The organism is Neorhizobium phenanthreniclasticum, assembly GCF_040066075.1.
GTDB lineage: Bacteria > Pseudomonadota > Alphaproteobacteria > Rhizobiales > Rhizobiaceae > Neorhizobium > Neorhizobium petrolearium.
Map to the genome: position 1 here is coordinate 138,834 of NZ_JBEAAL010000015.1, position 12,195 is coordinate 151,028.

Consider the following 12,195-nt stretch of genomic DNA (forward strand, 5'->3'; position numbering starts at 1 on the left):
TGGGCCGCCCAAAACTGTGTCAAGCGATGGAGATGCACAATCCGTAAGCAAAGCACCTAGAGAGCGTAGCGGCTAACGGCGTCCCGATCCAGGGACATCCCCCAACCCGGCGCATCGGGAATGCGGGCTATCCCGTCGACAAGCTCTATCTTTCCTTCATACAGCGGCGCAAACCAGTCCATGTATTCGAGGGAATGGGCAGTCGGTACGTGGGACAGCAGTTGCAGGCTCATTTCCGGGAAGAGATGCGACGAGATCGGCAGGTCGAAGCTTGCCGCCAGCGCGCCGACACGCGCGAATTCGGTCACGCCGCCGACCCTTTGGAGATCCGGCATCAGAATGGAGGCGGCGCCGGCCTCGACCATGCGCCGGAAGCCGTAGCGGGTATATTCGTTCTCGCCGGAAGCGATCGGCAGCCGCAGGGCCTTCGCCACCTTTGCCAAATCCTCCAGGGCATGGGCCGGCACCGGCTCCTCGAACCAGGCAATGTCGAACTGCGCCAAAGCGTCGCCGAGCCTGATCGCCGTGTCGGCATCGAGTACCTGATTGGCATCGATCATCAGCCCGATATCGCCGCCTATCGCCGCCCGGACGGCCTTCACCCGCGGCAGGTCGATATCGATCCGCCCGGCGAGGCGTAGCTTCATCGCCTTGAAGCCCTCCGCCACAAAGCCTTCCGCCTGCCGCACCAGTGAGGGTATGTCCTGGTTCAGCCACAGGCCGCCGCTCGCATAGGCAGGAATGCTTTCCCTGCACCGGCCGAGCATCCTAGAAATCGAAAGGCCGGCACGCTTGCCTCTCAGGTCCCACATGGTGCCGTCGATCGCCGAGATGCCCATGATCGAGACGCCCGTGAAGCCGATGAAGTTGATGCGCCGCCAGGCATCCTGCCAGAAAGCGCCCGTATCATCCGGATCACGCCCGATCACCGCATCCCGCAGGACATGCACCATCGCATCGAGCAGCTTCAACTGCTCCGGGCGGATGGTGAAGATCAGGTTCTCGCCCTCCAGCCCCTCATCGGTAACAAGATCGACCACAAGGCAGGAGAATTCATGAATGGTCGCGGTCGCATTGCCGAGCGGTTCGGCAAGCGGCAGACTGATGGCGGTGGTGCGCAGATCGGTTATCTTCATAGGATCGTTACCATTACCGGTTCGGAGAACGGGGAGGTTCGGTATAAATGGGATCGTCGACGAAGCCGCCGCCCTGCCACATGGCCTGAGATGAATCCTTCGCAGGAATTCCCGGGTCGCGTTCCAATTCGGCGCGGTAGACCTCCGCGCTGTCCCTGGGGATCCAGCCGAGATAGGCGGATGCGGAATTGTCCCACCATTTCGGTTGGTTGTTGGAGACACCCCAGATCGTCGGACAACCGAGATGAGGCGCCTTGAACACCCGTTCGGCAAGCGAGGCCATGTCGTCGAAACTCAACCAGATCGAGAGCATGCGCACAGTGGTCGGTTTCGGCCAGCATGCGCCGACCCGGACGATCGCCGTCTCCTGACCGAGCTTGTGGAAATACATCCGAGCGAGACCTTCGCCGAAGCATTTCGAGACACCGTAAAGGCCGTCCGGTTTAGTGGGCTTGTCGACGCTGATGAACTGGTCTTGTCGGTAAAAGCCCACGGTGTGATTGCTGCTGGCGAGGAGAATGCGCGGTTTTCCATGCCGCCGTGCCGCCTCGTAGAGATTGTGCAGCCCGCGAATGTTGCTGTTGAGGATGCTGGCGAAGGTGTTTTCGGACGGTATGCCGCCGAAATGCAGGATGCCGTCGCATCCTTCCACCAAACGCATGACCGTGTCCGCATCCGCCAGATCGCAGGTAAACGGCTCTTCGTTGACCGCGATGTTTCCGAGCGGAGCGATGTCCGAGACACGGATGATTTCGGCCAGATGGCCGAGCCTCTGGCGCATGGCCATGCCCATATTGCCGGCCGCCCCGGTGATCAGAAGCCGCTTCATTCCTCTCCTCCTCGTCAGGCTGCACGCAGTGATCAGCGAATATCAATCAACTTATAATATGACAAGACGTCTGAAATGCGATGACGCAAAACGGATGCGCCCGCCAGCGCTTTTAAAATGAGACAAATTTACGCGACACACGGTGCATCTGTTGACGAAATGCGTCGTTTAGGTCTTCATACAAGAATTCAGCTCATGTGACGTCATACACTGAGCGCCGAATGGAGGAAACCCAATGAAATGGATGAGGCATGTGGCCCTGGCCGCAGCTTTGACGCTGTCTGCGCCAATTGGCTCTTTTGCGGATACGCCCGCCGACCAGCTGATCGTCGGGCTGAGCATGAACAATATTCTCACCCTGGACCCGGCCGCGATCTCGGGCCGCGAGGCAACCGGCGTCATCGCCAATCTCTACGACACGCTTGTGGAACTTGCCGCTGACAAGAAGACCGTCAATCCCGGCCTCGCCAGCTCCTGGACCATTGCGGGCGACGGCACGATTACCTTCACGTTGCGGGATGGCACGAAGTTCAGCTCCGGCAACCCGGTCACGACTGAGGACGTCGTCTGGTCCATCAAACGCAACATCAGCCTCGGCCTCGTCGGCGCGGGCGTCTGGTCGTCCTTCGGCTACAAGGCCGATAATATCGACCAATTCCTGAGCGCGGACGGCAACAAGATCACCATCAAGCCGGCACGGCCCAACGACCCGCAACTGACGCTTGGCATCTTCGGCAAGCCGGACGCCAGCGCAATCGTCGACATGAAGACCGTGCTCAGCCATGAGACAAACGGCGATAAGGGCGCAGCCTGGCTGAAGATCAATTCGGCCGGCTCCGGCGCTTTCAGCCTGACCCGCTGGTCCTCCAACGAAATGCTCATCCTGACGCGCTTCGATGACTACTGGAGCGAAAAGCCCAAGATGAAGCGCGTGATCTTCCGGCATATGCCGGAATCCCAGACAAAGCGTCTGATGCTCGAAAAGGGCGACATCGATGTCGCGGTCGGCCTTTCGGTTCCGGATATCGCTGCGCTCGGCAAGAACAAGGATGTCGAGGTGCAGAGCACGCCGAGCTCGGGTTTCTACTTCCTCGCCATGAACATGAAGGACGAGCGCTTCAAGAACCCGGACGTGAGACTCGCGGTCCGCTACTTGATCGACTATGACGGCATCAACCAGACGATCATGCCGAACTACGGCACGAAACGTCTTCGCCCGATCGCTAAGGGCGTTATCGGCAGCCTGCCTGATCCGGACTACAAGGTCGATGCCGCCAGGGCCAAGGAACTGCTCGCCAAGGCGGGTTATCCCGATGGCTTCCCTGTCAAGCTCCTGACGCTCAACGAGCCGCCCTTCGCAGACACTGCCACTGCGATCCAGGCCACCCTCGCCCAGGCCGGCATCAAGGCCGAAATCATCCAGGGCGCCGGCGACCAGATCTATGGTCCGATGCGCGAACGCAAGTTCGAAATGATCGTCGGCCGGGGCGGCGGCGGCCAGGAACCACATCCGCATTCCAACCTGCGCGCGCTGGTCATCAATCCCAACAATGCCGACGACGCAAAGCTCAGCGGCATCATCGGCTGGCGTACCTCCTTCTTCGACCAACAGCTGAACGACATGTCGGCGAAGGCGCTGGTGGAGCGGGACCAGGACAAGCAGAAGACGATGTATGAAGACATCCAGAAGCGGTACGAGGAACTCGTTCCAGCGCTGCAGCCGATTTCGGCGGTCGTCGACAGCGTCGTCTATCGTGCTGACGTGAAAGGTTACGAAAACCACTACGGCTGGACGGTCCGCCTGCGTACCGTTTTCAAGCAGCGCTGATTGGCAGCACTCAAAGACCCTCCCAAGACGAAACGTCCGCAACCCCGGTTGCGGACGTTTTCATGATGCGCGTCTGGAAAACGGCGCCGAGTTGGAAGAGACGGCGCTTATTCAGCCGCCTGTATCACGGAAGCGTTGCGATGGGGCTCGCAGAGAAGCTCGAGCACTTTGACCTCTTCAGCAGTCAGATCGGTCAGCGGAGCGCGAACCGGACCCGCGTCGAAACCCATCAGCCGGACGCCGGCCTTGACGGCGGAAACCGCGTAACCCTTTTGACGATTTCGGATCTCCATGAAGGGATAGAAGAAGTCGATGAGGATGCGGTTGGTCGTTTCCGTGTCGCCGGCGCGCAGCGCCTTGTAGAATTGTGTTGCCAGGGCAGGAACGAAATTGAAGACAGCCGAGGAATAGGTCGTCACGCCGGCGCACAGATAGGCATCCGCGAAAAGTTCCGCCGTCGGCATGCCGCCCAGATAGGTCAACCGATCACCCATGGTCGCGGTGATCTTGCGCACCAGGCCGATATCGCCGGAGCCGTCCTTGAATCCGACCAGGTTGGGGCAGTCATCGCAAAGGCGAGCCAGTGTCTCGGCCGAGAGGATGGAATTGTCGCGGTTATAGACCATCACGCCGATGCCGACCGATTGGCAGACGGTCTTGATATGCTGGTAGAGACCTTCCTGGCTGGCATCCATAAGATAATGAGGCAGCAGCAGCAGCCCGTCTGCGCCGGCCTTTTCGGCAGACCTGGCGATCGAAACCGCGATACGCGTGCCGTACCCGCAGCCCGATACGATCGGCGTATCGCGGGCCGAAGCCTTGGCCGCGGCAATGATCTCGGGGACTTCCGCAGGCTCCAGCGAAAAGAACTCGCCGGTACCGCCGGCGGCAAAAAGGACCGATGCATCGAAGCTTGCCAGCCAACCGACATGCTTTTCGTAGACCTTGCGGTTGAATAGGCCGTCCGTGCCAAACGGCGTCACGGGGAACGACAAGAGGCCGGCGCCGAGCGCACGCTTCAGTTCATTTGGATCCATAGACAAGATTGTCCCTCCTGGTTGATTTCCAGAAAGGCTAGCGAGTCATAATATGATTGTCAAGAATGATATTATCTCTCATTCAGAACGAAATCAGGAGCGCCGTATCAAAGACCGGTAGCGCTGCTGGCTTCCCTTGAGATGCGTGCGCATTGCCTCGCGAGCAGCCAAATCGTCACCATCGGCGATCGCCCGCGCGATATCGGCGTGCTCGTTCTGGATTTGGGACAGGTATTCCATGGGCGAAACGTCCATATCTCCCTCCTGCAGCAGCGATCGCGGGATCATCTGCCTGCCGATGGCTTCCAGGAGTTCCCGAAAGCGAGGATTGTTGGTCGCATCCGCAATGGCGAGATGGAAGGCCCGGTCGCTTTCGACCGTTGATCTGCCCGCCGCGATCTCGCGCTTGATCGTCTCCAGACATTCGAAGATCAGCTCCTGCTGAGCGGGAGACGAACGGTGCGCCGCAAGTCCCGCGGCCTCGATCTCTATTGCCGCCCGGACCTCGAGCATCTCGATGATCGATGAAACGCGGCTGGCATCCACCATGCGGAAACCGCTTTGCGACCCGGCCTGCGGCGCCAGCACGAAGACGCCGACGCCATGCCGGACCTCGACGAGATTGTCGGCCCGCAGCGACGCGATTGCTTCGCGGATGACCGTGCGACTTACCTGATATTGCAGCGTAAGCCCACTTTCCGTCGGCAGTTTGTCGCCGGGCTTCAGCTCTCCCCGATTGATCGCATCTCTCATACGCCGGCCGACCGTCTCGACCAGATTGCGGCCTTTTCGCGAGGCTATTTCCCCAGTGGTATGATCTGAATTCTTCAATTCCGCCTGCTCCCATCGCTCTGGCATGACTTAGAGGGATAAAACAGGACCGGCTTGTCAAGCAGCCGAGACGAATTTTATTGACGCCAAGAGCTCGACATATAGTATGACATGTCATATGAGGTATGATAACATCGTGAGGCGACCGATCGTGATAATCGACCCCGCCGTGAGGGAAGGATGCTCAAGAGACTGCTTTTAATCGGCGCCGCGGGCGGTGTCGGCCGGGCAATTCGGCCGATGCTGAAGGATATCGCGGACCATGTCATCATTTCCGATATCGGTGAAATCACCGACGCCGGTTCGAACGAAACCTTTATCCGATGTGATCTCGCGGACGCCCAAGGCGTGGCAAAGCTTCTCGATGGTATCGACGGGATCATTCATCTCGGCGGCATTTCCACCGAAAAGAAGTTCGAGCTTATTCTTCAGGGCAATATTGTCGGCCTCTACAATCTCTATGAAGCGGCGCGCCACAACGGCCTGCCGCGCATCGTGTTCGCGAGTTCCAACCACGTCATCGGTTATTACCGGCGCGATGAGCGGCTCGACAACATGGTCGTGCCCAAGCCAGACTCCCTCTATGGAGCCTCGAAGGTTTTCGGAGAGGCAATCGCCAGCCTCTATTTCGAAAAATTCGGACAGGAGACACTCTCCGTCCGCATCGGCTCGTGCTTCGAGAAGCCGGTCAATACGCGCATGCTGGCGACCTGGCTGAGCTACCGCGATTTCTTCTCGCTCTGCCAGCGGGCGTTTGCCGCTCCGCGGATCGGGCATACCGTCGTCTACGGCGCCTCCGCCAATGACGAGCAGTGGTGGGACAACAGCAATGCCGCCTTCCTTGGCTGGAAGCCGCAAGACAATTCCGCGAAATGGCGCGCGGAAGTGGAAGCCGCCGCCGGCAAGGAAGACCCAACGGATCCGGCGGTCATCTACCAAGGCGGGGGCTTCGCATCCGCCGGCCATCCGGACGACACCGGAAAATAGACTATCGCTGCCTGTAACCGGGCGGCCTGGATCCGGTCGAGGCCGGATACTCACGTAAAAAAATGGCGGAAGCCGGACCTTCCGCGCGACAGGAGGAATTTCGTGAAGATCGTAGACGTCAACGTGCGGGTATTCTCCCATACCACGCGCCGTCATCAGGACAGCGCCGGCCACGCGCATCCGGGCCTGCCGCACAAGGTCAATCTGGCGCTGCTGACGATTATTGATGACTATGGCGCCGAAGGTTACTGCTTTGCTCCGCCCGAAGTCATCCGCCCGCACGTCATCGACAAGTTCGTGAAAAAGGTGCTGATCGGCGAAGACCCGTTCGCACGCGAACGGCTGTGGCAGGGCCTCGCCCACTGGCAGCGCGGCAGCGCCATGCAACTCACCGACCGTGCGCTGGCGATCGTCGATTGCGCGCTCTGGGACCTCGCGGGCCGCAAGCTCAACATGCCGGTCCACAAGCTGATCGGCAGCTACCGCGAAAAGATTCCGGCCTATGGCTCGATCATGTGCGGTGATGAGCTGGAAAATGGCCTCGCAACTCCGGAGGACTACGGCCGGTTTGCCGAAAAGCTCGTCAAGCGCGGCTACAAGGGCATCAAGCTGCATACCTGGATGCCGCCGGTCTCCTGGGCACCGGATGTCAAGATGGACCTGAAAGCCTGCGCCGCGGTACGCGAGGCAGTCGGTCCGGACATCCATCTGATGATCGATGCCTTCCACTGGTATACCCGAACGGAAGCGCTGGAACTCGGCAAGGGATTGGAAAAGCTCGGCTTCGATTGGATCGAGGAGCCGATGGACGAAGACAGCTCGGCCTCTTACGCGTGGCTGGCTGACAATCTCGACATTCCCGTCCTTGGCCCCGAAAGCGCCGGCGGCAAGCATTTCAGCCGCGCTGAATGGATCACCTCCAAGGCCTGCGACATCCTGCGCACCGGCGTCCACGACGTCGGCGGTATCAGTCCCGCCATGAAATGCATGCATCTGGCGGAATCCTTCGGCATGAACTGCGAAATTCACGGCAACGGCGCTCCAAACCTGATCGTCGCAGCCTGCACCAAGAATGCCAAGTGGTACGAACGCGGCCTGCTGCACCCGTTCCTCGAATATGACGACGGCTTCGAATACCTGAATGCACTCGTGGATCCGATGGACGAAGACGGTTTCGTGCACATTTCCGACAAGCCGGGCATGGGCGAAGACATCAACTTCGACTTCATCAACGCCAATCTCGTCGGCTGAACTGTCTATTCTGCCTCCCAAGCAGGAAAGAGAAGCCCGGTCTCGTTTTGGAGGCCGGGTTTTTTGCGGTCGGCAAAAGTTTGTCCTCCGTCGGTGAAATCAATTCCGTTGATTTTTCCAGCCTTTGACCAACACTTTAGGACCCGCGGCAGTCGCCTGCCGTGGTTTTCAAAGAATGGTCCGGAGAAGCGCACGCGAATGCGGAACTTCGGATGATAGTAATCAAGTGGCTCCGCATTCGCGTGGCCTTCGGCGTTCTCTCGGGGCTTCCGGCCCCTACAGGTGATCATCTCGCCTCGCTGCGTGGTCTTGTTCACGCCCGTCTTTTCGGGACAGGCTCACCACTTGCACGGCTCAACCGAACCTGACCCGGCGGCCAGGGGGAGGCTTGATAGGAGCAACCGCCTTTCGGCACGCGCTCCATGGCTTTCACCTCTTCCACCTTTCCCGCACGTTACGGTTCCGATGGAAGCGCCGGCTCCCGCCTGCCCGCGAACGTCTCGCGAAACACTCCGGCAACGGAAGCGGAGAGATTGTAGGCATGGGTTTGGAGGGCGGGGATGATGAGGCGGTTAAGTCATTGGAGATGCTCGAAGGCGGCGATCACCTATCCACGGGCAAACATCGCAATAGCATTGGAAGGCGTACCCCGCCCCTGCCAGCTTCCTGCCGTCGAACAAATCAGAGAGGGACCGCTGAGCACGCCTTCTTCGATCTCCCCCCTTGAGGGGAGATGCCCGGCAGGGCAGAGGGGGTGCCACACGGCATAATCGAAATCCTTATAGGGAAGCAGGCCTCGACCCGATCCAAGCCCGCTTTCCGCGAGGACTTGCCTTCCAACCCACCTCACATCACCCGATCAAGCCAGTCGATCGCATGGTCTTGCTGGTCAGCCGGGAATGCATGAGCCGCGCCTTCCCAGAGCCGCGTTTCGGCTTGTCCGCCAGTCCCGGCCGCAGCCCAGATCTCGCGGATCTGCCGATGCGCCGCCAGGGCGGTCGGCTCCGGAAAATGCCGATCCTCGGCACCGCTGAAGATCAGGGCCGGTTTCGGTGCGGCGAGCCCGGCGAAATGCGGATAATCCAGTTTTCCGGCGATCGGCGGATGCAGCATGGTAAAGGCCGACTGGCCGCGAAGCTGATTGTTGCCCCGCTGCATGAGCCCTTGGAGCGTGCCCATCCAGCCGCCGGCGACGCAGGTCTTCACGTCGTCCGAGAGGGCCGCCAGTTGCCAGGCGCGCGAGCCTCCCATGGAGTAACCGAAGCTCCCGACGCGATCGGAATCGACGCCCGGCAATCGGCAAAGCCAGGCAAGCGTTTCCAAATCCTCCGTCAAAATGACCGAGGCGTATGACACGCCGAACTGCATCAGATTGGCCGCCAGCGCCTGTTGCGCCTCGTACCCATTCCCCTTGCGGCTTCCCCACCCGAGCGCATCGGCACAAAGCACCGTGTAACCGCGGCGGGCGAGTTCATTGCCCACGTGACGCCCGCCGTAGAGCCTCGTTATCCAGTGTTCGATGTCGGCCGCGATACCGGCCGTCTCGCCAGGACGCCGGATCATCTTTTCCTTGCCGATCGAGAAGAACGAGCCGTGATCGTGCAGAAGCAGAACCGCCGGTGTCGCGGCCTCCGTATCCGGGCGAAGCAGATAGGCCCCGGTCGTCTCGCCGTTCGAGAAACTGAGTTCGAGCTCCTGCCCGACGCAGCCATCCTCGGCCCATTTCCCGATGACGGAGGCGCTGGCTGGGGCAACCAGTTCCATGCCAAGAGCCTTCCTGATTTTCTCTCTCGTCCGATCTCGCCAGTCCGGAAAGCTTTCCGCCGCAGGGTCGAAATTCCACGGAAACGAGAGATTATCGCGCAGCCTCACTGCGAGGCTCGACATATTCTCACTGTCAATCATGGCTTGCGCGCAGTCTTTCAAGCATGCGGTCGCGGCTGTCACCCAGGTGCTTGCGCATCGCTGCCCGCGCGCCTTCGACATCCTGTACCTCGATGGCGCGCAGAATGGCGCGATGCTCTTCGTTGACGCGCGCCAGATGCACAGAAAGGGCCGCATCATCCACTGCGTGGGTCGAAAGCCGCATGCGCGGCATCAGGGTTTCCCCGAGATAGTTGAAGATGCGGAAGAAGTGCTCGTTATGGCTGGCGGTCGCGACTGCGCAATGGAAATCGAAATCCGCCTGGGTGTCGCGGCTCGCATTGCGTACTGCGACATCCATGGCGTCGCAGGCCGCCGCCATGGCGTCGAGATCGGCCTGGTTGCGCCTTGCGGCGGCGAGCGCCGCTGCCTCGGATTCAATGCCGATGCGCAGCTCAAGCCCTTTTACCAGGTTTTCGACCAACGCCAGGTTTTCATCGCCCAGCCGGAACGGCGTGACGCCCGCGTCCTGGCGGACGAAAACGCCAATCCCGTGATGGATGGAGACGAGGCCGCTCGCCCGCAAATTGGCGATCGCCTCGCGGATGACGGTGCGGCTGACCCCCAGTTCGTCGATCAGCGCCTTTTCCGTCGGCAATTTCGATCCGCGCGGATAATCGCCGCTCTTGATGCGCTCCGCGATGGTGCGCACCACCTGGGAGCTCAGAGTTTCCCTGCGGGTCCAGGTGGCGGCTGGCGAGGCGGTCTTTCCGGCATCGACTGTCATCGTGGCACCTCCCTGCCTCTAGAGACCGAACTAGACGGCGTGATCGTATTCGAGGCTCGCCTGGATCAGTTCGCGAGCGTAGGGATCCTTGGCTTCGCCTGTCGCCAGCACATCGCGGCTCATGATTTCCACGACACGGCCATGCTGCATTACTGCAAGCCGCTCGCACATATGATCGATTACCGCAAGATCATGGCTGACGAAGAGATAGGTGAGATTGCGTTTTGCGCGCAGATCGGCGAGCAGATTGAGCACTTCCGCCTGCACTGACACGTCCAGCGCGGAGGTCGGCTCATCGAGAAGCAGAATGCGCGGTTCCAGAATGAGCGCGCGGGCGATCGCGACGCGCTGCCGCTGACCACCGGACAGTTCGTGCGGATAACGCGACAGGAAGGCGGGGTTGAGGCCGACATCGATCAACGCCCGCTCCATGCGTTCCACCTGCCTGTCCATGCGGTGGATGCGCACAGGCTCCTGCAGCGCGATTCGGATCGACTGGCGCGGATGCAGCGAACCGTAGGGATCCTGGAAGACCATCTGGACCATGCGGCAGTATTCCGCGAAGGGCATGCCGGTCACGGACCGCCCTTCGAGCTCGATAGCGCCATCCCACGCATTCAGCAAACGGGCGATGCAGCGCAGGATGGTCGATTTTCCCGAGCCGGACTCGCCGACCAGGCCGAAGGACTCGCCGGTCTCGACCGAAAAGCAGACGTCGCCGAGAATGCGCTTCTTCGCAGAACCATAGCCAAGGTCGATCGAGAGGTTGCGGACCTCGATGGCGGTCATGTGCGCACCTCGTTGGCTGTATTGGTCTGAGGCTCGCGGCTCAGCACCGGGAGCGGCTTGCGGCTGCCGCCGATATGCGGCTGGGCGGCAAGCAGTCCTTGCGTATAGGGATGCGTGCAGTTCTTCATGTCGCGTGCCACGCGCTCCTCGACCACTTCGCCATGGCGCATGACGAGAACGCGGTCGCAGAAATTGCGCACCAGGTTGAGGTCGTGGCTGATCATGATGAGGCCGATGCCCTTGTTGGTCACGAGCTCGTTCAGGATGTTGAGGACCTGCATGCGCACCGTGACGTCGAGCGCGGAGGTCGGCTCGTCGGCGATGATGATCTGCGGCTCGGGGATCAGCATCATGGCGATCATGATGCGCTGGCCCATGCCGCCCGAGACTTCATGCGGATAAAGGCAGAAGACACGCTCCGGATCGCGGATCTTCACCGCTTCCAGCATTTCCAGCGTCTTCTGCTTCGCCACCTGGGCAGAAGCCCTGGTATGGACGCGATAGGCTTCGGCGATCTGGTCGCCGACGCGGTGCACCGGGTTGAGCGAGAATTTCGGGTCCTGGAGGATCATCGAAATGCGCTGGCCGCGGATCGTCAGCATCTGCTTCTCGCTGGCGGAGATGAGGTCGGTGCCGCCGAAATCCATGCGGTCGGCCTCGATCCTGGCAGTCGGCAGAAGCTTCAGCAGCGCGCGGCCGATCGTCGACTTGCCCGAACCGGATTCGCCGACGATGCCGAGCCGCTCGCGGCCGAGATCGAAGGAGACGCCCTTGACGACGGTATTGTAGGTCTTGCCGCTGCGATAGCTTACGCGGAGATTTTCGACCTTCAGGAGTGCCTGACTGTTTTCCATGGC

General features: G+C 60.6%; 12 protein-coding genes. 3 read left to right on the plus strand and 9 right to left on the minus strand.

Features of this window, described 5'->3' with window-relative positions; translation table 11 throughout:
* Window positions 1-56 precede the first annotated feature (56 nt).
* Both ABK249_RS19135 and ABK249_RS19140 read right to left on the minus strand, forming a co-directional pair.
* Complete coding sequence (locus tag ABK249_RS19135) at window positions 57-1,136, minus strand: mandelate racemase/muconate lactonizing enzyme family protein (protein WP_348863670.1); 1,080 nt, start codon at window positions 1,134-1,136, stop codon at window positions 57-59.
* A 13-nt stretch (window positions 1,137-1,149) separates the two neighbouring features.
* Entirely contained in the window at window positions 1,150-1,965 is an 816-nt protein-coding gene (locus tag ABK249_RS19140) for an NAD-dependent epimerase/dehydratase family protein (protein WP_348863671.1), read from the minus strand.
* Window positions 1,966-2,200: 235 nt separating this feature from the next.
* Between ABK249_RS19140 and ABK249_RS19145 the strand changes: the two genes are divergently transcribed.
* Entirely contained in the window at window positions 2,201-3,793 is a 1,593-nt protein-coding gene (locus tag ABK249_RS19145; RefSeq protein WP_415926454.1) for an ABC transporter substrate-binding protein, read from the plus strand.
* A 107-nt stretch (window positions 3,794-3,900) separates the two neighbouring features.
* On the opposite strand, the gene kdgD is transcribed toward ABK249_RS19145, so the two are convergent.
* Together kdgD and ABK249_RS19155 are read right to left on the minus strand one after the other, a co-directional pair.
* Window positions 3,901-4,830 (minus strand): 5-dehydro-4-deoxyglucarate dehydratase, encoded by a 930-nt coding sequence (gene kdgD / locus ABK249_RS19150; RefSeq protein ID WP_348863707.1) that lies wholly within the window; start codon window positions 4,828-4,830, stop codon window positions 3,901-3,903.
* Between the two features lie 93 nt (window positions 4,831-4,923).
* Window positions 4,924-5,688, minus strand: a complete 765-nt coding sequence (locus ABK249_RS19155) for a FadR/GntR family transcriptional regulator (protein WP_415926455.1) — start codon at window positions 5,686-5,688, stop codon at window positions 4,924-4,926.
* 153 nt (window positions 5,689-5,841) lie between these two features.
* On the opposite strand from ABK249_RS19155, the gene ABK249_RS19160 reads away from it, so the two are divergent.
* Together ABK249_RS19160 and ABK249_RS19165 are read left to right on the plus strand one after the other, a co-directional pair.
* Window positions 5,842-6,648, plus strand: coding sequence for an NAD-dependent epimerase/dehydratase family protein (locus ABK249_RS19160; protein WP_348863673.1), 807 nt, complete (start codon window positions 5,842-5,844; stop codon window positions 6,646-6,648).
* 102 nt (window positions 6,649-6,750) lie between these two features.
* Complete coding sequence (locus tag ABK249_RS19165) at window positions 6,751-7,899, plus strand: mandelate racemase family protein (RefSeq protein WP_348863674.1); 1,149 nt, start codon at window positions 6,751-6,753, stop codon at window positions 7,897-7,899.
* Window positions 7,900-7,904: 5 nt separating this feature from the next.
* Here ABK249_RS19165 and ABK249_RS19170 read toward each other — a convergent pair whose 3' ends face one another.
* The 5 genes from ABK249_RS19170 to ABK249_RS19190 all read right to left on the minus strand — a co-directional run bounded on the left by ABK249_RS19170 (window position 7,905) and on the right by ABK249_RS19190 (window position 12,192).
* A complete protein-coding gene (locus ABK249_RS19170) occupies window positions 7,905-8,216 on the minus strand; it encodes a hypothetical protein (protein WP_348863675.1) in 312 nt (103 codons plus the stop codon).
* A gap of 529 nt (window positions 8,217-8,745) precedes the next feature.
* A complete protein-coding gene (locus ABK249_RS19175) occupies window positions 8,746-9,663 on the minus strand; it encodes a dienelactone hydrolase family protein (protein WP_348863676.1) in 918 nt (305 codons plus the stop codon).
* Window positions 9,664-9,796: 133 nt separating this feature from the next.
* The gene (locus tag ABK249_RS19180) at window positions 9,797-10,549 is read right to left on the minus strand and encodes a FadR/GntR family transcriptional regulator (RefSeq protein WP_348863677.1); all 753 of its coding nucleotides are present in this window, start codon (window positions 10,547-10,549) and stop codon (window positions 9,797-9,799) included.
* A gap of 30 nt (window positions 10,550-10,579) precedes the next feature.
* Complete coding sequence (locus ABK249_RS19185; protein WP_348863678.1) at window positions 10,580-11,338, minus strand: ABC transporter ATP-binding protein; 759 nt, start codon at window positions 11,336-11,338, stop codon at window positions 10,580-10,582.
* Window positions 11,335-12,192, minus strand: coding sequence for an ABC transporter ATP-binding protein (locus ABK249_RS19190; RefSeq protein WP_348863679.1), 858 nt, complete (start codon window positions 12,190-12,192; stop codon window positions 11,335-11,337). The genes ABK249_RS19185 and ABK249_RS19190 overlap by 4 nt, the downstream gene beginning before the upstream one ends.
* Window positions 12,193-12,195 lie beyond the last annotated feature (3 nt).

Bases quoted from the DNA above. Each gene is read 5' to 3' on its own strand.
- ABK249_RS19180 (WP_348863677.1), bottom strand. From the start codon at position 10,549: ATGACAGTCGATGCCGGAAAGACCGCCTCGCCAGCCGCCACCTGGACC.
- ABK249_RS19140 (WP_348863671.1), bottom strand. From the start codon at position 1,965: ATGAAGCGGCTTCTGATCACCGGGGCGGCCGGCAATATGGGCATGGCC.
- ABK249_RS19160 (WP_348863673.1), top strand. From the start codon at position 5,842: ATGCTCAAGAGACTGCTTTTAATCGGCGCCGCGGGCGGTGTCGGCCGG.
- kdgD (WP_348863707.1), bottom strand. From the start codon at position 4,830: ATGGATCCAAATGAACTGAAGCGTGCGCTCGGCGCCGGCCTCTTGTCG.
- ABK249_RS19145 (WP_415926454.1), top strand. From the start codon at position 2,201: ATGAAATGGATGAGGCATGTGGCCCTGGCCGCAGCTTTGACGCTGTCT.
- ABK249_RS19175 (WP_348863676.1), bottom strand. From the start codon at position 9,663: ATGGAACTGGTTGCCCCAGCCAGCGCCTCCGTCATCGGGAAATGGGCC.
- ABK249_RS19135 (WP_348863670.1), bottom strand. From the start codon at position 1,136: ATGAAGATAACCGATCTGCGCACCACCGCCATCAGTCTGCCGCTTGCC.
- ABK249_RS19185 (WP_348863678.1), bottom strand. From the start codon at position 11,338: ATGACCGCCATCGAGGTCCGCAACCTCTCGATCGACCTTGGCTATGGT.
- ABK249_RS19190 (WP_348863679.1), bottom strand. From the start codon at position 12,192: ATGGAAAACAGTCAGGCACTCCTGAAGGTCGAAAATCTCCGCGTAAGC.
- ABK249_RS19155 (WP_415926455.1), bottom strand. From the start codon at position 5,688: ATGCCAGAGCGATGGGAGCAGGCGGAATTGAAGAATTCAGATCATACC.